The sequence below is a fragment of the Arsenicibacter rosenii genome (assembly GCF_001870735.1).
In the GTDB taxonomy this organism is placed as follows: Bacteria; Bacteroidota; Bacteroidia; order Cytophagales; family Spirosomataceae; genus Arsenicibacter; species Arsenicibacter rosenii.
In genome coordinates this window covers 22,557-48,714 of record NZ_MORL01000004.1, presented here as the reverse complement: position 1 = coordinate 48,714, position 26,158 = coordinate 22,557, and the positions used below count along the sequence as shown (strand labels likewise).

General features: G+C 53.8%; 25 protein-coding genes. 11 read left to right on the top strand and 14 right to left on the bottom strand.

The features are described 5' to 3' along the window. Window positions 1–6 precede the first annotated feature (6 nt). Window positions 7–960 carry an NAD-dependent epimerase/dehydratase family protein gene (locus tag BLX24_RS09295; protein WP_071502861.1) on the bottom strand — a complete coding sequence of 318 codons (954 nt, stop codon included), beginning with the start codon at window positions 958–960 and terminating at the stop codon, window positions 7–9. 223 nt (window positions 961–1,183) lie between these two features. On the opposite strand from BLX24_RS09295, the gene BLX24_RS09290 reads away from it, so the two are divergent. From BLX24_RS09290 to BLX24_RS09275, 4 genes are all read left to right on the top strand, one after another. Then, a complete protein-coding gene (locus BLX24_RS09290) occupies window positions 1,184–1,645 on the top strand; it encodes an Lrp/AsnC family transcriptional regulator (protein WP_071502860.1) in 462 nt (153 codons plus the stop codon). A 14-nt stretch (window positions 1,646–1,659) separates the two neighbouring features. Next, window positions 1,660–2,676 (top strand): LacI family DNA-binding transcriptional regulator, encoded by a 1,017-nt coding sequence (locus BLX24_RS09285; protein ID WP_071502859.1) that lies wholly within the window; start codon window positions 1,660–1,662, stop codon window positions 2,674–2,676. An 80-nt stretch (window positions 2,677–2,756) separates the two neighbouring features. After that, window positions 2,757–3,557 carry an SDR family oxidoreductase gene (locus BLX24_RS09280; protein ID WP_071502858.1) on the top strand — a complete coding sequence of 267 codons (801 nt, stop codon included), beginning with the start codon at window positions 2,757–2,759 and terminating at the stop codon, window positions 3,555–3,557. Between the two features lie 43 nt (window positions 3,558–3,600). Then, the gene (locus tag BLX24_RS09275) at window positions 3,601–4,473 is read left to right on the top strand and encodes a glycosyltransferase family protein (protein ID WP_071502857.1); all 873 of its coding nucleotides are present in this window, start codon (window positions 3,601–3,603) and stop codon (window positions 4,471–4,473) included. Here BLX24_RS09275 and dprA read toward each other — a convergent pair. Beyond that, window positions 4,470–5,585 (bottom strand): DNA-processing protein DprA, encoded by a 1,116-nt coding sequence (gene dprA / locus BLX24_RS09270; protein WP_071502856.1) that lies wholly within the window; start codon window positions 5,583–5,585, stop codon window positions 4,470–4,472. The two genes, BLX24_RS09275 and dprA, sit on opposite strands and share 4 nt — an antisense overlap. A gap of 160 nt (window positions 5,586–5,745) precedes the next feature. On the opposite strand from dprA, the gene BLX24_RS09265 reads away from it, so the two are divergent. Then, window positions 5,746–7,233, top strand: coding sequence for a PhoX family protein (locus BLX24_RS09265; RefSeq protein ID WP_071503192.1), 1,488 nt, complete (start codon window positions 5,746–5,748; stop codon window positions 7,231–7,233). Window positions 7,234–7,295: 62 nt separating this feature from the next. After that, window positions 7,296–9,098 (top strand): cytochrome-c peroxidase, encoded by a 1,803-nt coding sequence (locus tag BLX24_RS09260; RefSeq protein WP_071502855.1) that lies wholly within the window; start codon window positions 7,296–7,298, stop codon window positions 9,096–9,098. Here BLX24_RS09260 and BLX24_RS09255 read toward each other — a convergent pair. Beyond that, on the bottom strand, window positions 9,095–9,472 hold the full coding sequence (locus BLX24_RS09255; protein ID WP_071502854.1) for a MerR family transcriptional regulator: 378 nt from the start codon (window positions 9,470–9,472) through the stop codon (window positions 9,095–9,097). The two genes, BLX24_RS09260 and BLX24_RS09255, sit on opposite strands and share 4 nt — an antisense overlap. Window positions 9,473–9,654: 182 nt before the next feature. Between BLX24_RS09255 and alaS the strand changes: the two genes are divergently transcribed. Continuing rightward, the gene (gene alaS, locus BLX24_RS09250; RefSeq protein WP_071502853.1) at window positions 9,655–12,315 is read left to right on the top strand and encodes an alanine--tRNA ligase; all 2,661 of its coding nucleotides are present in this window, start codon (window positions 9,655–9,657) and stop codon (window positions 12,313–12,315) included. A 71-nt stretch (window positions 12,316–12,386) separates the two neighbouring features. On the opposite strand, the gene BLX24_RS09245 is transcribed toward alaS, so the two are convergent. The 3 genes from BLX24_RS09245 to BLX24_RS09235 all read right to left on the bottom strand — a co-directional run bounded on the left by BLX24_RS09245 (window position 12,387) and on the right by BLX24_RS09235 (window position 15,211). Further along, window positions 12,387–12,644, bottom strand: a complete 258-nt coding sequence (locus BLX24_RS09245; RefSeq protein ID WP_071502852.1) for a hypothetical protein — start codon at window positions 12,642–12,644, stop codon at window positions 12,387–12,389. A 230-nt stretch (window positions 12,645–12,874) separates the two neighbouring features. Then, a complete protein-coding gene (ggt, locus tag BLX24_RS09240; protein ID WP_083421914.1) occupies window positions 12,875–14,506 on the bottom strand; it encodes a gamma-glutamyltransferase in 1,632 nt (543 codons plus the stop codon). 141 nt (window positions 14,507–14,647) lie between these two features. After that, entirely contained in the window at window positions 14,648–15,211 is a 564-nt protein-coding gene (locus BLX24_RS09235) for a hypothetical protein (RefSeq protein ID WP_071502850.1), read from the bottom strand. A 101-nt stretch (window positions 15,212–15,312) separates the two neighbouring features. Between BLX24_RS09235 and dinB the strand changes: the two genes are divergently transcribed. Continuing rightward, a complete protein-coding gene (gene dinB, locus BLX24_RS09230) occupies window positions 15,313–16,392 on the top strand; it encodes a DNA polymerase IV (RefSeq protein ID WP_071502849.1) in 1,080 nt (359 codons plus the stop codon). 166 nt (window positions 16,393–16,558) lie between these two features. Here dinB and BLX24_RS09225 read toward each other — a convergent pair whose 3' ends face one another. From BLX24_RS09225 to BLX24_RS09200, 6 genes are all read right to left on the bottom strand, one after another. Beyond that, complete coding sequence (locus BLX24_RS09225; RefSeq protein ID WP_071502848.1) at window positions 16,559–17,269, bottom strand: PepSY-like domain-containing protein; 711 nt, start codon at window positions 17,267–17,269, stop codon at window positions 16,559–16,561. A 152-nt stretch (window positions 17,270–17,421) separates the two neighbouring features. Beyond that, window positions 17,422–17,943 (bottom strand): Spy/CpxP family protein refolding chaperone, encoded by a 522-nt coding sequence (locus tag BLX24_RS09220; RefSeq protein ID WP_071502847.1) that lies wholly within the window; start codon window positions 17,941–17,943, stop codon window positions 17,422–17,424. 8 nt (window positions 17,944–17,951) lie between these two features. Continuing rightward, window positions 17,952–18,245, bottom strand: coding sequence for a hypothetical protein (locus BLX24_RS09215; protein WP_071502846.1), 294 nt, complete (start codon window positions 18,243–18,245; stop codon window positions 17,952–17,954). Between the two features lie 38 nt (window positions 18,246–18,283). Then, on the bottom strand, window positions 18,284–18,868 hold the full coding sequence (locus BLX24_RS09210) for an RNA polymerase sigma factor (RefSeq protein WP_071502845.1): 585 nt from the start codon (window positions 18,866–18,868) through the stop codon (window positions 18,284–18,286). Between the two features lie 164 nt (window positions 18,869–19,032). Further along, window positions 19,033–19,821 carry a CPBP family intramembrane glutamic endopeptidase gene (locus BLX24_RS09205; protein WP_071502844.1) on the bottom strand — a complete coding sequence of 263 codons (789 nt, stop codon included), beginning with the start codon at window positions 19,819–19,821 and terminating at the stop codon, window positions 19,033–19,035. A 65-nt stretch (window positions 19,822–19,886) separates the two neighbouring features. After that, window positions 19,887–20,891: a 2-hydroxyacid dehydrogenase gene (locus BLX24_RS09200; protein WP_071502843.1), complete on the bottom strand. Its 1,005-nt coding sequence runs from the start codon at window positions 20,889–20,891 to the stop codon at window positions 19,887–19,889. 148 nt (window positions 20,892–21,039) lie between these two features. Here BLX24_RS09200 and BLX24_RS09195 point away from each other — a divergent pair, with 148 nt between their 5' ends. Next, window positions 21,040–21,960 (top strand): hypothetical protein, encoded by a 921-nt coding sequence (locus BLX24_RS09195; protein WP_071502842.1) that lies wholly within the window; start codon window positions 21,040–21,042, stop codon window positions 21,958–21,960. Window positions 21,961–22,012: 52 nt separating this feature from the next. Continuing rightward, complete coding sequence (locus BLX24_RS09190) at window positions 22,013–23,497, top strand: ATP-binding cassette domain-containing protein (RefSeq protein ID WP_071502841.1); 1,485 nt, start codon at window positions 22,013–22,015, stop codon at window positions 23,495–23,497. A gap of 88 nt (window positions 23,498–23,585) precedes the next feature. Here BLX24_RS09190 and BLX24_RS09185 read toward each other — a convergent pair whose 3' ends face one another. Next, window positions 23,586–24,551 (bottom strand): alpha/beta fold hydrolase, encoded by a 966-nt coding sequence (locus BLX24_RS09185; protein WP_071502840.1) that lies wholly within the window; start codon window positions 24,549–24,551, stop codon window positions 23,586–23,588. A gap of 193 nt (window positions 24,552–24,744) precedes the next feature. Then, window positions 24,745–25,143, bottom strand: coding sequence for a hypothetical protein (locus BLX24_RS09180; protein ID WP_071502839.1), 399 nt, complete (start codon window positions 25,141–25,143; stop codon window positions 24,745–24,747). Window positions 25,144–25,282: 139 nt separating this feature from the next. Between BLX24_RS09180 and BLX24_RS09175 the strand changes: the two genes are divergently transcribed. Next, window positions 25,283–26,128: a glycoside hydrolase family 16 protein gene (locus BLX24_RS09175; RefSeq protein WP_083421886.1), complete on the top strand. Its 846-nt coding sequence runs from the start codon at window positions 25,283–25,285 to the stop codon at window positions 26,126–26,128. The last annotated feature ends 30 nt before the right edge of the window (window positions 26,129–26,158 follow it).

Here is a 26,158-nt window from a genome sequence, read left to right as displayed (position 1 = left end):
GTTGGTTTATGCAGTTTGTTGATAAAGTGCTGTCAATTGATGGATCATCTCGCGGGTCATCCGCGGCAGGTCGAAGGCCGGTTGCCAGCCCCAGTCGCGCCGCGCAATCGAATCGTCGATTGACTTTGGCCACGAATCGGCAATCTGCTGCCGGAAATCAGGCTTATACTCCGTTGTGAAAGCCGGAAAATACTGCTGAATTTCAGTAGTCAGCTGCGCCGGGGTAAAGCTCATGCCGGCCAGGTTGTAGGATGTCCGGACCCGGATCCGGTCGGCCGGAGCCTCCATCAGCTCAAGGGTTGCCCGGATAGCATCGTCCATGTAGATCATCGGCAGGAGTGTGTCCTTGTCAAGAAAACACTCAAAATTATTCCCTTTTACGGCCTCGTGGAAGATTGCCACCGCATAGTCGGTTGTACCGCCGCCCGGCATAGATTGGTAGCTGATCACCCCCGGATAGCGGAGGGAGCGGATATCCAGCCCGTAGCGTTTGTGGTAATACAGCTGCCAGTTTTCGGCGGCCACCTTGCTGATACCATACACCGTTGCCGGGTCGAGCGATGCCGTCTGGGGCGTTTCGTATTTGGGTGCCTGATCGCCGAAGGCGGCGATAGAACTCGGGACAAACACTTTGTCGAGGCTGAAGGTGCGGGCCACTTCCAGCACATTCAGGAGTGTCTGCATGTTGAGGTTCCAGGTGGCAATCGGGTCTGTTTCGCCTTTGGCCGATAAGACAGCGGCCAGGTGATAAATCTGGGTAATGCCGTGTGTCTGCACGATATCGGCCAGATCGTCGGCCCGGGTAGCATCCAGCTGTAAGAAGCGGTGGCCTTCAGCAGCGGGTTTGCGCAGGTCGGCGCCAATGACCTGATCCGCGCCGAAGCGGTGCTGAAGTTCGGGAAGGAGGGCGGTTCCGATTTGCCCGTTTGCTCCAATGATTAAAACGGTTTCCTGTTTCATAACGGCCTTTTTGTTAAGGTCTTGCGGCGGCAGAAACCACCGTAAGCGTTGTTTAGCGGAACAATTATTGATGAAGTGATTTTATTGGCAAATGTATAAATGAAAGGTAAAAAGATGGAGTATTGTTAATAAATCAGTTAATATTGTGGTTTAGATCTTTATATAAAGAAAAAATATCTTATTGATTATTTCTTTGGAGAACGCATAAAGAAAAAATTTCTTCATGGAGCAGATCGACGAAATTGACAAGACTATCCTGCGTCTTTTACAGCAGGACGCCAAGCTGACGACCAAGGAAATTGCCGCACAGCTCAGCCTGACATTGTCGCCGGTTTATGAACGCATAAAGCGGCTGGAAAACCTCGGATTTATTAAGCAGTATGTGGCCATTCTGGATAAAACCCGCCTCGGACGGCCCATCACTACCTTCTGTCAGGTGTCGATGCGATACCATGATAAGGCGTTTATCGAAAAATTTGAAGAGGAGGTACAGAAACTGGAAGAAGTGCAGGAATGCTACCACATGGCCGGCCAGGTCGACTTTCTGCTGAAGATCAACATCAGCAGTCTGGACGAATACCATGATTTTGTCAAAAATAAACTGTCGCAGATTGAGAATATCGGTATTCTGAACAGCACCTTTGTGTTAAAGGAAATTAAGCACGAACTTGGATATCGGGTGTAACGCATGGAGAAACGATGAAAGAAGCCGTAACGATCAAAGAAATTGCCCGTCGGTTAATGATTTCGCCGTCGACGGTCTCCAGGGCGTTGCAGGATCATCCCCGCATCAGTGTTGCCACGAAGCAGGCGGTCAGGGCGTTAGCGGAGGAGCTGAAGTACCTGCCCAGTACTACTGCCCGGAACCTGCGGCAAGGAAAAACGGGCATGATTGGCGTTGTTCTGCCCGAAATCCGTGAAAACTTCTTTTCGGAAGTACTGAACGGGGTTGAAGCAATCGCCTTCGACCGGAATTATACGGTGGCACTCTATCAGTCGCATGACCGGTATGACCGCGAAAAGCAGATTCTGGACGTATTGGCCGCCCAGCGGGTCGATGGTGTTTTGCTGTCGGTGGCCAAGGAGTCGCGGCGGTTTGAGCATATTCAGCGCCTGATTGACTTACAGATTCCGGTGGTGTTGTTTGACCGCATACCGCCTGATATCCGGACGCATCAGGTAAGCTGCGATATGGAAAAAGGGGCGTATGAGGCCATTAAATGGCTGGCGGGGCGGGGTCACCGCCGGATTGCCTTACTGAACGGGCCGCACCCGCTGGTAGCCAGCGAAGAGCGCTATCGGGGCTATATTAACGCACTGCTGGAAGAAGAACTGCCGGTCGAAAATGCACTGATCAAACGGGTTGACCTGACCCGTGCCGACATTCATCAGAAAATGGCCCAGCTGCTGGCCCTGCCGGAGCCGCCGGATGCGGTGCTGGCCTTCAATGACTATGTGGCGCTCGATGCCATGCAGGTCTGCCGGACGCAGGGGCTCCGGATGAATCAGGATATTGTCTTTGTCAGTTTTGCCAATCTGCCCCTCAACGCCTATCTCGAACAACCTCCGATGGCATCGGTGGAGCAGCATCCTTTCCTGATCGGGCAGACAGCGGCCTCTATTCTGATGGAGGTTGTACAGGCGAAGGAGCCGGTGACAGACTGGAAACAGGTCATGCTGGAACCAAAGCTGGTGCTGCACAACGGACAGGGGTAGCGGAATGACATTCCGCTGTAGATGTAGTAAATCCTGTCAAAAATGCCCAATTTTGAGGCTCCAATCAATTAATAGCAGCAATGGCAAAAGTTGTGCTCATTACCGGCGCTTCGACCGGCCTGGGTGAACGCATTGGTAATCATCTGGCGCAGAAAGGATATATCGTGTACGGCACTTCGCGGAATATCGAAGGGCAGAAAAAAGTATTCAAAACGCTCAACATGGATGTCAGCAATGAAGAAAGTGTTGGCCGTGGCATAGAGCGTGTGCTGGCCGAACAGGGACAGATCGACGTTCTGATCAACAATGCCGGTCTGGGTATTGCCGGTCCTGTTGAATCGTTACTGACCGATGATATTACCCGTGTTCTGGATACCAATGTCATCGGGCCGGTCCGTACTATTCAGGCTGTGCTGCCCCATATGCGTGACCGCCGGACGGGTCTGATTATCAACATCAGTTCAATTGCGGCCGAAGCCGGCCTGCCGTATCGCGGAGCCTACAGTGCCAGTAAGGCGGCCCTCGACCGGATTACCGAAGCCCTGCGGCTCGAACTGGCCCCGTTCGGAGTGCAGGCCTGTACCGTACAGCCTGGCGGTGTCCGTACCGACATCAACAAAAACCGCCTGAAGGTGCAGTTACCGGTAACCAGTGTCTACAAAAAAACATTCGACCGGACCTACGAACTGATTGACGAGAGTGTGAGCCAGGGGCTGGCGCCGGAGCTGTTCGGTGAGCTGATCGAAAAAATAATCAATACCCCGAACGTAGACCGCCTGTACCGGTTAGGGAAACCGCTGGAAAAGTTTTCGGTTATCCTGAAACGTATTTTACCCGTCGCCACCTACGAAAAAATGATCCGCAAGCATTACGACATGTAACCCAACTCCACGCGGTAACCCAACCCCAAACGCATACACAACGATGAAAGTCAGTGGTTTTACTATTATCCGGAATGCCCTGAAATACGATTACCCGATTGTTGAAGCGATCCGGTCGATTCTGCCGGTTTGCGACGAAGTGGTGGTTGCCGTCGGAAATTCGGAAGATGGTACCCGCGAGCTGGTGGCCGGCCTGAGCCCGAAAATCCGGATTATCGACACCGTCTGGGACGATAGCCTGCGGGCAGGGGGGCGTGTGCTGGCTGTCGAAACCGACAAGGCGCTGGCGGCTATTTCGCCCGATGCCGACTGGGCTTTTTACATTCAGGGGGATGAGGTCATTCATGAAAAGTACCTGCCCGTTGTACGGAAAGCCATGGAACAATACCTCGATCAGCCGGAGGTCGAAGGGCTGTTATTCAACTACCTGCATTTTTACGGCTCTTACCGTTACGTGGGCGACTCCCGCCGCTGGTACCGCCGCGAAATCCGGGTAATCCGGCCGACGGGTAAGGTAGTGGCCTACCGCGATGCCCAGGGCTTCCGGACGCGTGATAACCAAAAGCTGCATGTTAAACTCATCGATGCCTGGGTCTATCACTATGGCTGGGTGAAGCCGCCCGAAAAACAGAAAGCCAAACTCCGGGATTTCGGCCGGTTATGGAACGACGACAGCAAAATGGACGGCGTGCTCGAACGAGCCGAGACATTCGACTATTCCGGTATTGATGCCCTTGCGCTCTTCAAAGACACCCATCCCGCTGTTATGCAGGAGCGCGTTGACCGCATGAACTGGCTGTTCGACTTCGACATCAAGCAAAAAAAGTACTCGTTCAAAAACCGGATTCTGATGGCTGTACAGCGCTGGACAGGCTGGCGCGTCGGCGAGTACCGGAATTATAAGCTGCTGCGTTAGACATAAACGACCTGGTATTTTTTGCCCGGCAACGAGCGGATAACGCCCTGGAATTCGAGGGTGAGCAGGATGGAGGCCAGGCGTCCCATCGGTATCCGGCTTTTCCAGCTGAGGTCGTCAATGTGCAGGTCGCTGTGTTGCCGGAGCAGGGCCACGAGCTGGCTTTCTTCTTCCGTAAACTGATGGGTAATCGGCGGGGTGTTGGCGCTGCCCGGCTTGTCTGTCCGGTCGGGCTGGTCCCAGTTCATGGCCGTAATCAGGTCGTCGGGGCTGGTATAGATCTGGGCCTTGTTTTCGCGGATCAGTTTGTTGCAGCCCAGCGAAAAGGTCTGATTCAGCTGTCCGGGAACGGCAAATACCTCCCGATGGTAATTATTGGCGTATTCGGCCGTGATCAGGCTGCCGCTTTTGGCCGCTGACTCCACCACCACCACCATGTCGCTGAGACCGGCGATAATCCGGTTTCGGGCCGGAAACAGCCGTGCGTCGGGCTTCACGCCCGGCCGGTTTTCGGTCAGCAAGCCACCTTGCAAAACCATTTCCTGTGCCGTTTTCTGGTGGACAGACGGGTAAATCACATCCAGCCCGCTGGCCATGACACCGATGGTCGGTAGCTGTGCGGCCAGGCTGGCGCGGTGGGCAATGATGTCGATGCCGTAAGCAAGACCGCTGATGATACTGACCCCATACGGTTTCATGCCCTGCACAATGTCTTCCGTAACCCGGCGGCCATAGTCTGTGGCCTGCCGGGTGCCAACCAGTGCCAGTGTCCGGCGGGCGTTGTGGTCCGCGACTCCCTGCGCATAGAGCATTACCGGTGCATCGTAAAGATCCTTGAGGCGTTTGGGATAGGTGTCGTCGGTATAAAACAAGGCACTAGCCTGCATCCGGCCGAGCTTCTGCGCTGTTTTTTCAGCCTCCTGCCGGACATCTGTGTGGCGGATTGCATGGGAGGTAGCCGGTCCGATTCCCGGAATTTTCTGCAGTTTTGCCGGGGTGCTCCGGAACACATCCTGCGCCGAACCACAGTAGGCCATCAATTGCCGGATCAGGATATCGCCGATGCCCGGCACGAGCGTTAACGCAATCTGGTGGAGTTTTTCGTCTGTCACAGCGTAGTCGGGAAATGAACACGTGTCAATGATATATTAGCGTTACTTGTGACGGGAAAACCCGTTAATTGGACACAGTATCTTTACGTTTCATTCACATTAAAGTAATATCCGGAGTAGAATTTTGCAGGTGATTCTGGTAATCATCTATCTACTCTACATGTACAAGACCAACCTTCTAAACGTATCCGCAGTTATCTTCGGGGTGACTGCGTTCTTCGCCTGTTCAACGGATGAGCCATCGAACGGGGTAAATTCAGCCATTGTGTTTAAGGCACATTCGGTCAATCCGTCACTGGTAAAAACAATGACGGGCTTTGAGAATCTGGAGGTGCTGCCGCTGATCAGCTCAGACGACAAACTGGAGCAGTCGCCGAATTTTGTGTATGGCGGTCAGCCCGACGGAGCTGGTCTGATGAAAGATCCGGCAAGCGACGGCTACATTTTCGTAACGAACCACGAATACCTGCGTTCGGCCTCCCGCGTTTACCTCGACAAAACCCTGAAACCCGTGAAAGGGGAGTACATCGTTAACTACGAAGGCGGGGTATGGCGGCTTTGTTCGGCCACCCTGGCCACCCCTGAGGTACATGGCTTCGGGCCGGTGTTCCTGACAGCCGGTGAGAGCGGGGCCGAGTCGATGGTGCATGCCATCAGTCCGGTTGGGGCTGCCGATGTGAAAAACAAAGACCGTGTATTGCCGGCCCTCGGCAAGGCATCAATGGAAAATGCGGTACCGCTTCCTAAAGATGCTTTTGCCGGTAAAACGGTGATTATCATCGGCGAAGATGACTCGAACGGTCAGCTGCTGGCGTACGTATCGAATACGGTCGGCGACCTGCAAAACGGTAAACTCTACTTCCTGCGTCAGAAAAGCCAGGACCCGGTTGAAACAAACATGAAAGTTGGGCAGGCCTACGATGTTGAATTTGTGGAAGTTGACAATGCCAAAACGCTGACGGGTGCGCAGATCGCTTCCCTGTCGGTCGAGAAAAAAGCTATCCAGTTTGCCCGTGTCGAAGATGTCGATTACCGCAAGGGCGGCGGGGCCAACAGCCGGGAGATTTACTTTACCGCGACCGGTGTGGCGGCGGCGCAGAAAGACCCGATTGCCGGTAAAACGATGTGGGGCCGCGTGTATAAACTGGTACTGGATGCGGCCAATCCGCTGGCCGGTAAACTGACGCCGGTGATTGATGGCGAAGTAGACCCGGGCAACAGCATCGTTAATCCGGATAACCTGTGCGTTACCGAAAATTACGTATACATCCAGGAAGACGGGGATTCGTTCTATCTGGACAACAAACACGACGGCCGCATCTGGCAATTCAATATCGCTACCGGTCAGAATAAGGCAATGATCGAAATGAACCATCGCCGGACGGATGCAACGTTTAACGCGAAATACAACTCCGTGAACACTAATCTGCTGAGTTCATGGGAGTACGGGGCGATGCTGGATATTTCAGACATCATCGGTGTGCCCAATACGTTTATGATCAACCTGCACCCGCATACGTGGCGGGACATGAAATACAGCAACGCCGACGGAAGCTCAGTGAGCAAAGCCAGCAGCCTGACCGATGCATCGACCGGCGCCTATGCCGAAGGTGGTCAGACGATAATCGTTCGTGGTATTCCCCGTTAACCCAATCCACTAAAAACCGGCCCCTCATGCCTGTGTGTGAGGGGCTTCTATTTTTTAGCCATATGAAGCAGAACGGATTGGTATTGGCCGGCATTTGTCTGGTGGCCGTACTCACGGTTAGCTTTCTGAGTATCCGGCAGTCCGGACAGCCGTTGTTCCGGCCGGCAGAGCAGCTGAAAGGACAGGTCGCCCGTCAGCTGGATTCACTGGATATGCGGCTGGAGCAGACGTTACTGATCCCCGCCGCGAACGGGGCGACACCCGATGAGCTGCGACGGGCTTTTCTGGACTGCCGCCGGATCTACAAGGGCATTGAACCCTTCTCCGAATATTTTTTCCCGGCTACCTCACGCTTAATCAACGGTCCGCCTTTGCCCGAGATCGAAGCGGAAGAAAACAAGGCGTTTGAACCCGAAGGCTTTCAGGTGATTGAAGAATTACTGTACCCTGAATTTGATACCACGCAGCGCGAGGTGCTAACGGGCGAGACCCGGAAGCTGCGCCGTGAAGTGGCCCGTTGCCGGCAATTGTGGGCGGTTACCGAAGTGACGGACGCACACGTATTTGATGCCCTGAGGTTACAGGTTTTCCGCATTCTGACACTGGGCATCAGTGGATTTGATACGCCGCTGTGTCAGGCCGCTATTCCGGAAGCGGCTGTGAGTATGCAGCATATCCGGCTATACCTGCATGGCTATGCAAAAACGCAGCCTGCGGGTGATACCCTGATTCATCAGCTTGAGGCGGCAGTGGCCTACCTGAATCAGCATCCGGATTTTAATTCGTTTGACCGTGCCCGGTTTATCCGGAATTATGCCAATCCGGTATCCGAGCAGTTACTGGCGTTTCAGCAAAAACTGTCGGTGCCGGTGCTGACCGACCGGCGGCCGTTGCGGCCCTCGGCGGCTACGTTGTTCGAGAACGGCGCTTTTGATGCCGACGCCTACGCCACCACCGCCGATGCGCGTATGAATCCGGCAAAAGTTGCGTTGGGCCGGAAGCTGTTCTTCGACCCCGTTCTGTCGGGCAATAGCCAGCGGTCGTGTGCCGGGTGCCATCAGCCGGGTCGTGCGTTTACCGATGGTCTGGTGAAAAGTAAAACCCTGACGGGAGACGGATTGGTGGCCCGCAACACGCCGACGTTGCTGAATGCGGCGTTGCAGGCGGCGCAGTTTTACGACATGCGGACGCCGACGCTCGAAAGCCAGTCGTTTGACGTGGTGCACAATACCGGTGAAATGAACGGTTCTTTGCGGCAGGTAGCCGCTGACTTACAGCGTTCACCGGCATACGTAGCCTTGTTCAAAAAAGCCTTTCCGGCCCATCGGGGGGCCATTGAGCCGGCCCATATTCAGAACGCCCTTGCTGCTTATGAGCGGACGCTCGTATCGCTGAACAGCCGGTTTGATCACTACATGCGGGGGAATGACCGGGCATTGTCGGCCGAAGAAGTCTACGGCTTTAACCTGTTTATGGGTAAGGCTAAATGCGGAATCTGCCATTTTATGCCGCTGTTCAACGGAACGGTGCCGCCGACGTTTGCCAAAACCGAGTCGGAGGTGATCGGCGTACCGGCTGCTGCCGATAACAAAAAGCCGGATACTGACATCGGGCGGTATGCATACGTAAAGGTTGAGCCGTTGAAATATGCTTTCAAGACGCCCACACTGCGGCACATCGGCCAAACGGCACCCTACATGCACAATGGCGTCTACCGGACGCTGGAAGAGGTCGTTGATTTTTACGACCAAGGGGGCGGGACCGGACTGGGGTTTGTACTGGATAACCAGACCCTGCCCGCAGAGCCACTGAAGCTGACCAAAGGCGAGAAAAAGGCGTTAGTTGCGTTTTTGAAAGCACTTTAACCGCTTGTTTCGGAGGGCTCAGGCCGGTTGTTTTCCGGTTTAGACCCATCCGGCAGCGAATCGCGCAGCTCTTCCAGAAACTTTTTGATTCTGACCAGCTTGTTAATCATCTGTTTGTTCTCGTCGTGGCGGGTGTTTTTGGTCCGGAGGTGGGCCTTAACAGCCGCCAGCTTCATGCCTTTTTCGGTGGTCAGATGGATGATTTCGGCGATGTGGTCGATGTCGCTCTGGGCGTAAACCCGCTCGCCGGAACGGTTTTTCTGTGGTTTTAAACTCGGAAACTCTTTTTCGTAGTAGCGTAGTTTCGACGCATTAACGCCAAACCGTTCGGCCACTTCCTGAATGCCAAAAAAACGCTTATCGGACGAATCCATACCAATTCAAAGGGGGAATTATGCAATTGCTTGCCGGTGAGCAAGGAATGTTTCGTATCAAACGATGAAAATAACGTAAATTTGCGACAAAGATGCCGGACCGACAGACATTATGCGACAGACTCGTTTTTGATACGGCCGGCGTTACCAATTCACGTTTCTGAGTCTGCCGTCCGATTTTTATGACATCTTCCGAGATTCGCCAGCATTTTCTGGACTTTTTCCGTAGCAAAGATCACCTCATTGTACCGTCGGCGCCACTGGTAGCCAAGAATGACCCAACGCTGATGTTTAATAACTCAGGGATGGCGCAGTTTAAAGACTTTTTCCTGGGCAACGGCACACCACCGTCGAAGCGCGTCGCGGATACGCAGAAGTGTCTTCGGGTGTCCGGCAAACACAATGACCTTGAAGATGTAGGCTTTGATACCTACCACCACACCATGTTCGAAATGCTGGGCAACTGGTCGTTCGGTGATTATTTCAAGAAGGAAGCCATTGAATGGGCGTGGGAGCTGCTGACGGAGGTCTACAAACTGCCGAAAGACCGGTTGTATGTGTCGGTGTTTAAGGGCGACGAAAAAGACAATGTGCCCTTCGATCAGGAAGCGTGGGATCTGTGGAGCCCGATTGTCGGCGAAGAGCGGATTATCCTCGGCAATAAAAAAGATAACTTCTGGGAAATGGGCGATACCGGCCCGTGTGGTCCGTGTTCGGAAATTCACGTCGATCTGCGCCCGCAGGCCGATGTAGACGCACAGCCGGGTAAAGAGCTGGTTAACGCCGATCACCCGCAGGTGGTCGAAATCTGGAACCTGGTCTTTATGCAGTTCCAGCGGATGGCCAACGGCTCGCTTGAACCGCTGCCGGCCCGCCACGTGGATACAGGTATGGGCTTTGAGCGGCTGTGTATGGCGATTCAGGCGAAAATGTCGAACTACGACACCGACGTATTTACCAACACTATCAAGGTCATTGAAGAACTGAGCGGAAAAACCTACGGCGGCACACCGCGCGAATACGCTGACGTGGCCATGCGTGTGATTGCCGACCACATCCGTGCGGTTTCGTTTGCGATTGCCGACGGACTGGTGCCGTCGAACGCGAAGGCCGGTTATGTAATCCGCCGGATTCTGCGCCGTGCCGTTCGCTATGGCTATTCGTATCTGGGCTTTACCGAGCCGTTTATGACGAAGCTCGTGCCGACGCTGGCGAAGCAGTTCGACGGGGTGTTTCCGGAACTGATTGCCCAGCAGGATTTTGTGGCTACGGTGATTCGTGAAGAAGAGGCAGCCTTCCTGCGTACGCTGGAAAACGGCCTGAAACTTCTGGACAAAATCACGGCCGAACTGACCGATAAAAACGAGACGATCATCAACGGCGAAACCGTTTTTGAACTGAACGATACCTTCGGCTTCCCGGTCGATCTGACGGCCCTGATTGCCCGCGAAAAAGGCTTCCGGATTGATGAAGAGGGGTATCAGAATGCCTTACAGGCGCAGAAGCAGCGGTCCCGCAAAGACGCCGCTTCGTCGGCCGGTGACTGGGTTGAACTCGTTGATGACAACGACGGCGTGAGCTTTGTCGGTTACGATCAGACCGAAGCCGATGCCCAGATCATTAAGTACCGGAAGGTGCAGAACAAGCAGGGTACGCAATACCAGATTGTGATTGACCCGACGCCGTTCTACGCCGAATCGGGCGGGCAGATCGGTGATACCGGTACGCTGACACTGACCGTCGGCGGTGAAACGAAGGTCATTACCATCTCGGATACGAAAAAGGAAAACGACCTGTCGATCCTGATTTCAAGTGATAAGAACATCGATGAGGTGTTGCAGCAGGCCACGGCGGTATCGGCGCAGGTCGATGCCCACCGCCGGACACTGACCAGCAGCAACCACTCGGCCACGCACTTGCTGCACGCCGCCCTGCGCGATGTGTTGGGTACGCATGTAGCGCAGAAAGGCTCATACGTTGGTCCGGACGCCCTGCGGTTTGACTTCAGCCACTTTACCAAGGTGACGGACGAAGAACTGGCTAAGGTAGAGGAGATTGTAAATGCCAAAATCCGCGAAAACATCCTGCTCGACGAGCGCCGGAATGTGCCGATTGATCAGGCGAAGGCGCTGGGGGCTATGGCCTTGTTCGGGGAGAAGTACGGCGATTTTGTCCGCGTTATCGTGTTCGATCCGGCTTATTCGGTCGAACTTTGCGGGGGCACGCATGTGTCGGCAACTGGACAGATCGGTTTGTTCAAGTTTACGTCGGAAGGGTCCGTATCGACCGGTGTACGCCGTATCGAAGCCGTTACGTCGGAGCGGGCACTGGCCATGCTGAACGAACAGCAGGCGATTCTTGACCAGCTGAAAGAACTGCTGAAAGCCCCGAAAGACATTGTCAAAGCGGTGGAAAGTCTGTTGCAGGAACGCAGTCAGCTACAGAAGAAAATTGAAGGCTTCGAAAACGAAAAAGTGCAGCAGCTGAAAGAGCAGCTGCTGACGAAAGTAAGCCAGACGGCCACGGGTCATTCGCTGATTGTGGAGCGTGTTGACGTTCCATCGGCCGATGCGCTGAAGCAACTGGCCTATGACCTGAAAGCGAAAATTGACGATCTGGCCCTGGTACTGGGTGCTGATGTGAGCGGTAAGCCGCAACTTGCCGTCATGCTGCCGGATAGCCTGATTCAGGGCAAGAAGCTGCAGGCCGGTCAGATCGTGAAAGAACTCGCCCGCGAGATTAAAGGCGGCGGCGGCGGTCAGCCGTTTTTTGCCACAGCCGGTGGTTCTGACGCAAGCGGCCTTGATGCCGCCCTTGCCAAAGGCCGCGAGGTGCTGGCGTAAGGGGGCTGGATTTCGTACAGTTAAATGTCAAAAGGCGCCATCGGCGCCTTTTGACATTATAACGGATAATGCTACTTTTTGTGAACGTCTTCGCCAAAAAGGACCCCCATGAATGAATGGTGCCAATCCTCTACCTGCTCCGGACTTTTCAGTTCATCCAGCTTCGCAACACGGTGCGTCAGGTGAGGGTAGTCGGCATTTAGCTTATTTTCAATATCGGCCTGAATTGGCTCATAGATTGCTTTTATCGGAACAGTTGTCTGCGTTTCGTTGCCATATTGATCTACAGCTACTACTTCTGCAATATAAGTTTTTGGCGTCTTTTCCATGGCTTCCAGTAGTTAGTGTTTATTCATTCAACAACCAGAATTTGGAAAGGTTTATGCCACAAACTAGTTTAACCAAAGGTTAATCCGGGTTTTAATCCGGATGATGGGCGACCACTTTGGTTGGTTCTGCGGCTTTCCTGCGGATGATGGGCGACCACTTTGGTTGGTTCTGCGGCTTTCCTGCGGATGATGGGCGACCACATGGGGTCGCCCGTACGGGCGGGGCGGCATTAATATCCTTGGGCCTGTCCGTCCTTGCGGGATTCGGTAGCACCGTGGTAAACTTTATTTTTTGCATCGTACATAATCGCCTGATACCCGCCGTAGCCGCCGAGGCCGAAACCGATTTTGTGGCCTTTGCGCATCAGATCGCGGATGGTTTCGTAGGAGTATCCCGATTCGAGGGTGATTTCACCGACGCCTTCCATTTTCTCACCGGTCGGCTCCGACGATCCCTGATGGTCGATACGGGGAGCGTCGCCGGCTTCCTGCGGATTCATGCCATAGTCGATCATGTTCATGATGATCTGCACGTGGCCGAGCGGCTGAAAACTGCCGCCCATCACACCAAAGCTCATAAACGGCTGACCGTCCTTTGTCACGAATGCCGGTATAATGGTATGAAACGGACGTTTGTGGGGCGCATAGGTGTTGTTCTGTCCTTCCTGAAGCGAATACAGCTCGCCGCGATCCTGAAACATGAAGCCAAGGCCGTCCGGCACCATGCCCGATCCGAACCCACGGAAATTACTCTGAATCAGCGACACCATATTGCCCTCGCCGTCGGCAACCGTCAGATAAATGGTATCGCCGTCTTTCAGCGCCACGTTAAACGAACCGGCATCAATCTTCGTCAGGGCACGGTTCATGTCGATCAGCTTCCGGCGCTCGTTGGCATAGGGCTTGGAAATCAGCTCTTTAACGGGAATCTGTGCAAAAGCCGGATCGGCGTAGTATTTGGCCCGGTCTTCATACACCAGTTTTTTGGCTTCCACAAACAGGTGCACATGCTCCGGACTACCCCACGGGATTTTTGAAAAATCGTAGCCTTCCAGAATATTCAGCATCTGGAGAGCGGCAATTCCCTGACCGTTTGGCGGCAATTCCCATACATCGTAGCCCCGATAGCTGGTCGAAACCGGCTCAATCCAGTCGGATGTGTGTTCGGCCAGGTCGCGGTAGCTGAGAAAACCGCCCACCCGCTTCATGAACGCATCAATCGTGCGGGCAATATCGCCTTTGTAAAACGCATCACGGCCCCCTTTAGCAATCTTTTCCAGTGTATTCGCCAGGGCCGGATTCTTAAAAATCTCGCCGCGTTTCGGCGCGGCCCCGTTGGGAGCATAGGTTTCTTTCACGTTCGGCAGGTTCCCGAGCCGGCTGATCATGCTTGCCCACGAGATAGAGGCCTCGTCGTGTACCGGATACCCTTCCCTGGCGTAGTGAATGGCGTTAGACAACAGTTTCTCCATCGGCAGTTTGCCAAAGCGTTTGTGGAGTTCAAACCAGCCGTCTACACAACCCGGCACCGAAACCGGTAACGGGCCCGTCGCCGGAATATGCGTCAGCCCGCGTTTTTTAAACTCGTCGAGCGTTAGCGAGTAAGGCGAGCGGCCCGACGCATTCAGGCCATACAGTTTTTTGGTTTTGGCATCCCACACAATGGCGTACAGGTCTCCGCCGATGCCATTGACATGGGGTTCCACCACCCCTTCCATGGCATTGGCCGCAATGGCTGCGTCGATGGCTGTGCCACCGGCTTTGAGAACGTCAATCGCTGCCTGCGTCGAAAGCGGATGGGAAGTACAGGCCATGCCGCGTTGCGCCATCACAACCGAACGGGTGGTCCATGCCTTGCCCATCAGGCGATCCTGGGCAAATACCGTTGCCGGTAAGCAGAGTGTCAGGGTAAGTAGTAGTTTGTTCACGGAGGTAAAGAGTGAAAGAGTGAAAGATAGAAAGAGCGGCCTGCCCTTTCGGAAGTGCCGCTCATGGTACCACTTTCAGGGGTTGACGACGTGCATGCCCCGGACGTTCCAGCAGGTTTGCTCGGCGGTGTCGGCGCATTCGTACATGTTGAATTCTTCGATGCCCTTGTCGAGCCGGGGGAAGTAAAGCAGGAACTGGACTTCTTTGTTGGGATGCACTTCGGTATAGTCGGGCGACAGGGTAATGCCTTCGGCTTTGATCAGTTCGTAGCTTTTCAGTTTATTGACAGCAATCAGTTTGGTTTTCGGCTGTATCGAAATCTGACTGCTGGTGACGCTCCAGTCGCGGGTCGGATCTATTTTAAAAACCATGTGCAGGATGGTATACTGATCCGTTAACTGAATATCTGTCACACGAATATTGGGGTCGTTGGTACTGCCCAGACCATTGGTCGGGTCGGGGAGTAGTTTGCGCGAATACGGAGCCGTGCCGGCCCGTTGGTCTACATAATAGTCGGAGGTCTGTCCGGGCATGCGCCGGAGGCCGGCATCAGCCGTGCCGGTAACGGGAGATTGCGAACGGGTTACACAACCTGACAGGCCCAGCAGGGCAGCGTATAGGTAGAGAAAAGGGCGCATAGGGCTGAGAATTTTAGGGCAAGAAAAGGTACAAACTTGGGCTTGGTTTTCAAAGGCCTGTAGTAGTTTTTATAAACCTGCGGTGTTCGTATTTTTGTTTTATGACAACAAATACGGTTCGTAAAATTATCCATATCGACATGGACGCCTTTTACGCGTCCGTGGAGCAACGGGATAATCCGGCCTTACGGGGTAAACCCGTGGCAGTCGGCGGGTCGCGGGCCCGTGGGGTGGTGGCTGCTGCCAGTTACGAAGCAAGAACCTTTGGCGTACGGTCGGCGATGGCCTCGGTGACGGCCAAAAAGCGGTGTCCGCATCTGATTTTCGTTCCGCCGCGTTTTGAGGTCTACAAAGGGGTCTCTGCTCAGATACGCCGTATTTTTGACGAATACACTGCCCTGGTAGAGCCGCTTTCGCTGGATGAAGCCTATCTGGACGTGACCGATTATCGGGACGGTAATGTGTCGGCAACGGAAATAGCGAAAGAGATAAAGGCGAAAATCAAGGCCGATACCGGGCTGACGGCTTCAGCGGGTGTTTCCTACAATAAATTTCTGGCTAAACTGGCGTCTGATTACCGGAAACCGGATGGGCTTTACGTCATCAAGCCAGGTCAGGGAGAGGCTTTTGTCGAGCCGTTATCAGTCGGGCAGTTTCACGGCATCGGTCGGGTGACCGCCGAAAAAATGAACCAGCTTGGCATTCATACCGGCGCTGACCTGCGCCGGCAAAGTGAAGTCTTTCTCCGCCGTCATTTCGGCAAATCCGGGGGCTATTACTACCAGATTGCCCGCGCCGTTGACGACCGGCCTGTTAATCCGGAGCGTATCCGCAAGTCGTCGGGTTCCGAAAATACGTTTGAGCATGACCTGTTTACCCCGGCCGAACTGGAGGAAGGGCTCCGGCCGTTGATCGATGATGTGTGGGACTACTGCACGAACCGGCGCATTGCCGGCCGTACGGTGACAGTCAAGGTAAAATTTGAGGATTTCCAGCAAATAACCCGCAGTAAGTCTGCCTTGTCGGTTATTCTGGATAAACCATTTTTTGAACGACTGGCATACGGCCTGCTGGAGTCTCTGCATCCCGTCCCTAAAGGCGTCCGGCTGCTCGGCGTTACCCTCTCCAACCTCGAACCCCTCGATGAGCTGGAAGGCCGGCAACTGACGCTGGATTTTTAAGTTTTTTGTTGCTGATGGTTGCTGATGGTTGTGGTGGCTTTTTGTCATCCCGACGAAGGAGGGATCTCAACGCCGTCAATGGCCAGAGATCCCTCCTTCGTCGGGATGACAAAAAAAGACAAAAGTGATGATTAAACGGGGGAGTCCCCCCCTAAAGTCCACTCAATCACTGTCTCGGTGGTGGCGGCAGCTCTTTCTGGAATACTCCGGCACTATTGAACAGTAAGCCTTTCGGTTGATTATTCTGACTGATCAGGACTACATAATTGCCTGCGTCGTCTTTCCCTGCTTTTTTTATCTCAGCACCAGCGTATTTACTTTTGATATAATCCGTTATGGCAGCCGGCAGGGCAGAGACTTGAATCTCTGTTAGTTTTGGCGGCGCTGGCGCGGTTGATGAACCCGGAGGGCCTGGCCGCGGTCCAGGGCCCATGCCAGTACCTGAGCCGGGAGGTGTGGCCGTTCCCGATTGCGGGCCACCCTGTTGCGGGCCACCCTGTTGCGGGCCACCCTGCTGCGGGCCACCTGGTGGAGGTGGTGGCAGAACTTTCAGGAATTTACCCGATGCATCGAAAAGCAGTCCTTTCGGCTGGTTGTTTTCCAGGATCAGAACCACATAGTTCCCGTCTTTGTCTTTACCGGCCCGTTCGATGGTGGCTCCGGCATAGCTACTGCTGATGGCACTGGTGATGGTTGCCGGTAAGGCACTGATCTCGATAGGTGTTGGCGGGGCAGGACGGCCTTTTGATGTATCGGCAGCGGTGTTGCTGGCCCCTGACCGGGCAGCCCCGTCAACCAAAGGGGCAACGGAATCCTTGTTGCAGGCAACCAGACTGATCATCAGCCCGATCACTGCAAGACAAATTGTCTTCTGCATAGTAGTGATTGTTTAAACGTAATGTAAACTAAGACGTGAAGTGGTAAGAATACCCGTATAATTAGTTCATGCGTTTTTAGCGGTTATATTGGTTTAGATGCAGGTGTGGTGTAAAACCTGCGGGGCCGGGGATTTTTTTTAAAATTATTTTTTCAGGGGCCGGGCGGTCCTTCCGGCGGTCCAGACGGCCCGCCTGGCGGCCGATGGCCATTGCCCGGCGGCGGGCCCTGCCGTTGAGCCAGTTCGTCCAGAATACTGTCGAACCGGCTTTGTTGTTCAGGCGTCAGCACATCGCGGATTTCCTTAAAGTGCTGCAGGCGGTTGCGTTCGAGCTGTGCTATCAGACCGCCTAGCTGCCGGGAAAGCTGATCCGTTTCGGCAACCGGCAGCGGGGTTTGCCGGGTCAGGGTAAAGAGTTGTTTCCGCAAGGCGCGGGCACTGTCTTCCAGTGGCCTCGACCGCTCCGATAAGGCTTCGCGGGAGGCAATGACCTGTTGTTCCTGCGTATCCGTCAAGGACAGTTCCCGCTCTAAAAAACGGAACGCAACCGGACCTCCTCCGCCGGGGGGCATGCCGCTGCGGGCAAAAAACATCCAGCCGATCAGGCCAAGGTTTAACAGAACCAGAAGCGCAATAACGCCTGATAGCCAGCGAATAAGCGTTTTAGTTTCCATAGCTGTATTTATTGAATGTCAAAGGAAAGACCGTAGTCTGAAGCCATGGCGTCGATGGACGGTCTGGCAGTATCAGACTGCCGGTGCGACCGGTTATAGACCAGAATGGCAGCCACATTCAGGACGATCAGCAGGGCCACGGAGGCAATTACATAGGCCGGTTTGAGCTGCCAGATGCGCGAATACGTGTCTGCCCTGCGCCGTTCGATACGTCCCTGGATGCGGGTATACAGAAACGGCTTCGGCTCAGCCCGTTCGATGCCATCCAACGAGTGCAGTGTTTTTTCTATTTCATCTTCCATACCAGTTTTTCATTATCGCGCCGGCTTACGGGCCTGTATCACGCGTTGTAGTAATAGTTGCGTAACTGTTTTCTTAGATTCTGTTTTGCCCGGAACAGCAATGACTCGACCGAAGAAAAGGAGGTTTGCATCACGTCCGTAATCTCCTGATAGCTCAATCCTTCCACGTGGTGCAGGGTAAACGCTACCTTTTGCTGATCCGACAGCCGGTTGATGGCGGCAAACAACACCCGTCCCCGTTCCTGCTGTTCCAGTTGAATACCCGGATGGTCAAAATCCACAGGGTGCAACCGATCGTCGGGTTCATTTCCGTCGTCCTGGCCGCCAAAGAGGCTGGTCAGGAAAGCGAAACGCTTCCTGGCGTGTTTTTTCCGGTACGCTTCCAGCGCACGGGTCGTGGCAATCCGGTAAAGCCAGGTCGATAACTGCGCATCGCCCCGAAACTGCCGGATAGACTCGAATACCGTCATAAACACCTCTTGGGTGACATCATCGGCATCATCGGGGTGCTGCACAATGGCCAGCACGGTATTATAGACCCGGCGCTGGTACGTATCTACCAGATGCCGGAATGCTGACTCGCTTCCGCGCTGTAGTCCGACGATGAGTTCCTGTGTTTCCAAACGGTTATCCGGGCGGTTTCAAAAGGTTAGATGCGGCTATGACGGGAAACTTGCGGGGGAAAGCAAAAAAAGATGCAGATTTTTTTGTTGCTGGATTGTTGCTGGTGGTTTTTGTTGGTTGCGGAGCGGGTAGGGCTGGCAGCCGTTGAGCGGCGGCCACTCTTTCAGTCGTTCGCTCTTTCACTCTTTACCATCCGTATGCCCGTCCAAATGCCCCAAAGGGTAATCAGGGCACCCAGATAATTGACGATGTGCTGATCGGCGGAGTCGGCCAGAAACGCGATGTCAATCGTTGAATGAAAAACCGCACAGATGAAAAGGCTGCCTTTTGACTTATTATAAAGCCATGTCAACAGGATACTGCCGGTTAACAAACTCATAAACCAGCCGGCCACCGCCGCGCCATTCATTGACATCATGCCGGGACGGTAGAAAAAAAGCGGCCAGTGCCAGATCGCCCAAAAAACGGACATGACCAAAGCGGCAAGAAACGGGCTGACGTGCATCTGAACCCGCGGGAGTGCAAAGCCCCGCCAGCCGGTTTCTTCGCCAAACCCATAAAACAATAAGTTGACGATAAAGAACTGGATAAACGTAAATTCCGGAAACTCAGGCGTATGAAACAGATCACCGATCCGGGGAGAGGTATCATTTACCAGAAAGTTGAGCAACACACTGAGCATAACCAGTATGAACGGGCTGAACAGGGCAACCAGTAAATAACGTATCGGCTGAATCGTAACGCATCTCTTAACTAATTGCCGCACACCGTTAAATCCTTCAACTAAATAGGTGGTGATGAATGCAGCCAGCAGGGGCCCGAGGCTACCAATACCGTGGTGGAACGGCAAGACGGGTAAGGCCGGCAGGCCGAATACCTGCCCGTACAACGGAAGCCAGATCACCCAGGAAAGTAAATAGGCGAGTGAAAAAAACAGGATGAGCTGTTTCATCGTTAGGTGTACATAAAATAAACTACTTCATTTTCCGTCAATCGCTCTTTCACTCTTCCGCTCTTTCACTCTTTAAAAACCACTTCATTCTCCAGCGGCCCGCCGTTTACAAAGGCGTGGATATTGGCGAGGGTAGTTTCAGCGATACTTTGCAGCGCATTACGGGTAAAAAAGGCCTGATGGCCGGTGATAAGTACATTCGGGAAACTCAGCAGGCGCGAAAACACATCGTCCTGAATGACTTTGCCCGAAAAGTCCTCGAAAAATAAATCAGCCTCCTCCTCGTACACATCCAGCCCCAGGTAACCGATTTTGCCGGATTTCAGGCTCTGAATGACGGCCATCGTATCAATTAAAGCCCCCCGGCTGGTATTGATCAGCATCACCCCGTTTTTCATGCCGGCGAGGGTTTGAGCATTGATCAGGTGATGGGTTTGGGGCGTCAGCGGGCAGTGGAGCGATACAATGTCTGACTGGGCCAGTAACGACTCAAGCGGGACGTAAGAAACGCCGGTCCGTTTGGCTTCCTCGTCTTCATAGACATCGTATCCGAGCACCGTACAGCCAAAGCCACGGAGGATCTGCGCCGTTACCCGACCGATTTTCCCTAAGCCAATCAGCCCGACGGTCTGGCCATGCAGATCAAAACCCATCAACCCTTCGAGGGCAAAATTACCTTCTCTGACGCGGTTAAATGCTTTATGCGTTTTGCGGTTTAGCGTCAGAATCAGGGCCAGTGCATGTTCGGCGACTGAATACGGCGAGTAGGCCGGCACCCGTACCACGCCGATCCCCGCCTGTTTACAGGCCGCCAGATCGACGTTGTTGTAGCCCGCACACCGGAGCGCAATCAGCTTCACACCGGCCTTCGCGAAGGTGCTGATGATAGCCGCATCTGCTTTGTCGTTGACGAACAGACAGACAACCGCAGACCCCTGTACCAAGGGCGCCGTAGCCGGATTCAGGTGGGTGTCGAGGTAGCAGAGCTCAAGCGAATCGTCGTGGTTTGCCTGGTCAAAAAAGGCAATGTCGTAGGGTTTGGTGCTGAAAAAAGTGATTTTGGTTTTCATACGCGAGCGCGGGGTTAATTCAAACGACAAAGCTAAATACGGATTTCCGGGCAGAAGATGATAACAAGCAGGCTGGCATTGTCGTGCAGATCGTTTAATTTTCCGCAATTTTTTAGTAAGCCTCACGCATTCTTAGCCATAACCCCGTATGATCTACCTGATCCTGAGTATTTTATTGTCAGTTGTTCTGCTGCTCAACTTCAGATTGTTTCCCCGGTTCAATATCAATACGTTTCAGGCCATCGTTTTTAATTACCTTGTCTGCTTCACAACCGGCTATTTTCTGATGCCCGCCGGTCAGCACTTTTCGGTCGATTTTAGCCAGACCTGGACCTGGCTGTCCCTTGCCCTGGGCGTTGGTTTTATCGTTACCTTTCTGCTGTCGGGCGCATCGACCCAGCAAACGGGCATCACTGCTACGTCGCTGGCCAATAACCTGTCGCTGGTGATTCCGGTTTGTTTCAGTCTCTTCATCTTCAAAACCGGCGGAAAAACCTTTGACCTGACCAACTATGCCGGCCTGGTGCTGGCGCTGGTAGCCGTTGCCCTCAGTACGCTCAAAAAAAGCCCCGCCACTGCCGAACCCGCTGCCGTTAAACCAAAGACTGGCCTGGGGGTATTGCTGCCGGTAGCCGTCTTTATCATGTACGGCACCACCAATACGCTGATTAACTACATTAACCTCAACTATATTCCGTCAACCGATCAGACGGCCGTTGTTACGCTGACGATGGTGCTGGGGGCGATCATTGCCGGGATGGTCATGATCGTGGTGCGGGTTGTTCAGGGTAAGGAAAAAATTGAGCCGCGTAGCTTTATCGGGGCTGTTACCCTGGGTGTGCCGAATTATCTTAGTTTTTATACACTCCTGCTGGCCTTGTCGGATTTTGGCAGTAACGGGGCATTCGTGTATCCGCTGTATAACATCGGGGTAATTGTGGTCGCAGCGCTGGTGGCCCTGCTGTTCTTTCAGGAGCGGTTGTCAACAGCGAATAAAATCGGGCTAGGGGTAGCCGTGCTTGCCATCGGTATGATTTCATGGCAGGAACTGGCGGCTTTTTTGGAGTAATAAGGAAGGTGCGGAAATCGTACATCGTCATTCGTAAATCAACCAGGGGTTAATGCTTTCATTACATACTGTTTCGGTCCGCCGGCCGACGGGGCCGGTGCTCCATCAGATCGACTGGGCACTGGAGCCCGGGCAACATTGGGCCGTGATCGGGCCGACGGGTTCGGGAAAAACGTCATTTCTGGAAACGCTGGCAGGGCAATTGCCTGTGGTTTCCGGCCAATACCGGCATACGGGTCGCCTGCGCGAAACCGTAGAGCGGGTCGCCAATGATTACCGCTTCGACCGGAATGTGTCGGCAGCGGCCCAGTTTTACCAGCAACGTTTCAATGCTGATGCCGCTGCTGAAGCTCCGACGGTCCGGGAGGTGCTTCAGGAACAGGTCCGGCCCGTGGGAACGGTCGATCCGGAGTCGGTGCCGCTGCCTCCGCCGCGGTACGATGAGCGCTGGTTGCAGGAAGTCGCCTCATGGACCAACATCAGCCATTTGCTGGAGCGCCGGTTAACCTCGCTATCGAACGGCGAAACCCGCCGGACGCTGCTGACCCGTTCGCTGCTGCGCCGGCCGAAGGTGTTGCTGCTGGATAATCCGTTTACGGGGCTTGACACCGTGAGCCGTGAGCGGCTGCATGCAACGCTCGACCGGATTGCCGCTGAGGGCACAAGCCTGATTCTGGTGACAACCGTCCGCGATCTGCCCGCCGGTATTACCCATGTGCTGGTACTGGAAGATGGGCGGGTAACATACAGCGGTCCCAAATCCGCTGCCCCGCTGGCAGGCGAGGAAAGCCACGAACCGTTAACCAATCCGGAACGGCTCCGCGAGTGGCTGGACAATCCGCCGCAGGGATCATTTGCCAAAGCCATTGCCATGCGCCAGGTCACTGTTTCGTATGGCGAAAAAGTTGTACTGGATAACCTGAACTGGGACGTAACGCGTGGGGAGAAATGGGCGGTGCTGGGGCCAAACGGTTCCGGAAAGTCAACCTTGCTGAGCCTCATAACAGCCGACAACCCGCAGGCCTACCGCAATGATTATGACCTCTTTGACCGGAAACGGGGACGGGGAGAAAGCATCTGGGACATCAAGCGGAACATTGGCTTTGTTTCGCCCGAGCTGCATCTGTATTTCCCGCGAGAACAACCCGTCTGGAAGGTAATTGCGTCGGGTTTATTCGACACCGCCGGGCTATTCCGGAATCTGACCGATGAGCAGGCCGCGCGCGTTGACTTTGCCCTGGATCTGCTGCAAATCCAGACCCTGCGGATGAAACGGCTGGCCGATTTGTCGACCGGGCAGCAACGGTGGGTATTGCTGGCGCGGGCACTGGTGAAAAATCCGCCATTGCTGGTGCTCGACGAACCGTGTCAGGGGCTTGATTTAATGCATACGGCCCGTTTCCGCGACCTCGTCGATGAGCTTTGCGAGTCGCCGGAGCGCACGTTGTTGTATGTATCACATTATGCCGACGAAATTCCGCGCTGCGTTAGTCAGGTGCTGCGGATGCAGGAGGGCGTCGGCACGATTGAACGATAAACCAACCACAAAGGCGGGGAGACAGACAGCGGCACGAAGATGTTTTCATGGTGCCGCTCCGGTTCTTCCGGCCTTTGTGGTAAAAAAACTATTTCAGAAATTCCCCCAGGGCCTTCACAAACCGGTCGGGTGTCTGGATATGCGGAATATGACCGACACCGTCCAGCTCGACCAGTTTCGCATTACGGATGCGTTTGGCGGTTTCCTGCCCCAGCACCGGATATTGCCCGTACTTAGCCTGTTCGTTTTTAGGCAGCACGTTTTTGCCGACCACCGTCCGGTCTTCCTGCCCGATGATGAGCAGGGTTGGAGCCGTAATATTTTCGAACTCATAATAAACCGGCTGCTCATAAATCATCTGATACGTTACCGCATTGGCCCAGGCAATGTTCTTAAAATCAGGTGATTGCAGATCGGCTGCCTGGGCTTTTACGAGGTCTTCATACTCCGGTTTCCAGACCGGATAATATGTCTGCTGATACTGTTTGTAGGATTCATAGGTTGCCGACCGTTCTTTCTTATACAGCGTTTCGAGCGGCTGGTATGGAATAAAGGTTTTGTAATCTTCCAGCCCGATCGGGTTTTCGAGTACCAGCCGTTCAACGGTTTCCGGATACAGCAGACTAAACCGCGTGGCTAGCATGCCGCCCATCGAATGGCCGATAACCGTTGCTTTTGTGATTTTCAGCGTATTGAGCAGGTGTTTGGTATTGGCCGCCAGCCGGTGAAAGCTGTAGTGAATGTTTGGATGGCTTGATTTGCCCCAACCCAACTGATCGGGAACGATGACGCGGTAGCCTCGCCCGGTGAGGTACTGAATAACGCCTTTCCAGTAAAAGCCGTTAAAATTCTTACCATGCAGTAAGACCACTACTTTGCCGTTGGAACGGGCCGGTTTTACATCCATGTAGGCCATTTTTACCGGCTGTGATTCCAGCTGAAAACTCAGCATCTGTACCGGATAGGGGTACGTAATGCCTTCCGGTTGCTGAGCCGGAGCAGTGCCAATAGTCAGGGTAAAAAATAACGTGAAAAGAAGTTGATAATAACGCATTCGACAAATGTGTTTACGGAAAAAGAAACGTTTACCGGATGTGCCTCACCGGATCGTTCAGGCAGGGCATATCCGGGACAAAGGTCCGTATCTTTCCCGACGAAGCCAAAATAAACTACTAAATGACAAGAGTAATGAAAAAACAAAAGAGCGCCCGAAGGCGCTCCTGAACGGTGGGTAAACGTCGGGACTGCTATCCCCGCCGTTGTCGGTACGCCCGATCCCGCTGCAACATATCGCGCAATTGATTTTGCTGCGAAGGTGTCAGTACGGCCATCAGATCACGGCGTTTTTGTTGTTGAAGCCGTTGAAAAGCGGCCGCGTTATTGCGTTCATCCGCTGTCAGTCCGCGACGGTTATACCGGTCCTGGATCTGTTCCAGGTCGCGCATCTGACGGCGGGTCAGATTCAGCTCATTAGCATATTGCTGGATACGTTCTTCAAAACGGTCATTGTCGTATCGCCGGTCATTGCGGCCTTCATACCGGCCACCGTAAGGACCATCATACCGGCCGCTGGTAGCCGGGCGATTACTGGTACAGGCGCCGACAAAAAGGCTGGCTGCCAGGGCGAAGATTATTCCGGTTTTCATCTCGTTGTTCGTTGTTGTTTACGATGGTTGGATGGCTGTTGCCGGAAAAGGTTTAAGAGCACGGAAAAGATTTTCCGGCTTCGCTGGTAAATTGCGGGCTCAGCAGGCTTTGCTGAGAAGAAAATCAACGTGTTGACGCATGAAAAAAAAATGGTGGCTTGGCTTATTTGTCGGCCTGGGGGCAAGTATATCGGTGGCAGGGCAACAGGCACCGGCCTATGAAGGCTGGAAACTCGTCTGGGCAGATGAGTTTACCGGAAACGGCAAACCCGATCCGAAAAACTGGAAATTTGAGCAGGGATTTGTCCGTAACCATGAGCTTCAGTGGTATCAGCCCGATAATGCGTATTGCCGGGATGGGTTCCTGATCATTGAAGCCCGAAAGGAACAAAAGGCCAATCCGGACTACGAAGCCGGGAGCAAGAACTGGAAGAACAGCCGTCAGTTTATTGACTACACAGCGTCGAGCCTGAAAACACAGGGGCTTCACAGCTGGCAGTATGGCCGGTTTGAGCTGCGGGGCCGGATTAATGTGCAACCAGGAATGTGGCCTGCATTCTGGACATTAGGCGTTTCGGGCGAATGGCCCCGCAACGGCGAAATCGACATCATGGAGTATTATCGGGGCATGCTGCTGGCCAATGTGGCGTGGGGAACCGAAAAACGCTATACCGCCGAATGGCGCAGTACCAAAAAGCCCCTGACCGAATTTAATGACCCGGACTGGGCGAATAAATTTCATGTATGGCGGATGGATTGGGATGAGAAAGTCATAAACTTGTACGTCGATGACCAGCTGCTGCGGTCGGTATCACTGGCCGAAACCATCAACCGCGACGGAACGCAGACCAACCCGTTTATGCAGCCGCATTACCTGCTGGTGAATCTGGCCATTGGCGGGGATAACGGCGGCGATCCGGCCACAGCAACCTTTCCGGCAAAGTACGAAATTGACTATGTCCGGGTATATCAGAAACAGAACTAGTATTGATCGGGTGAAGAGCGTTGACTATTA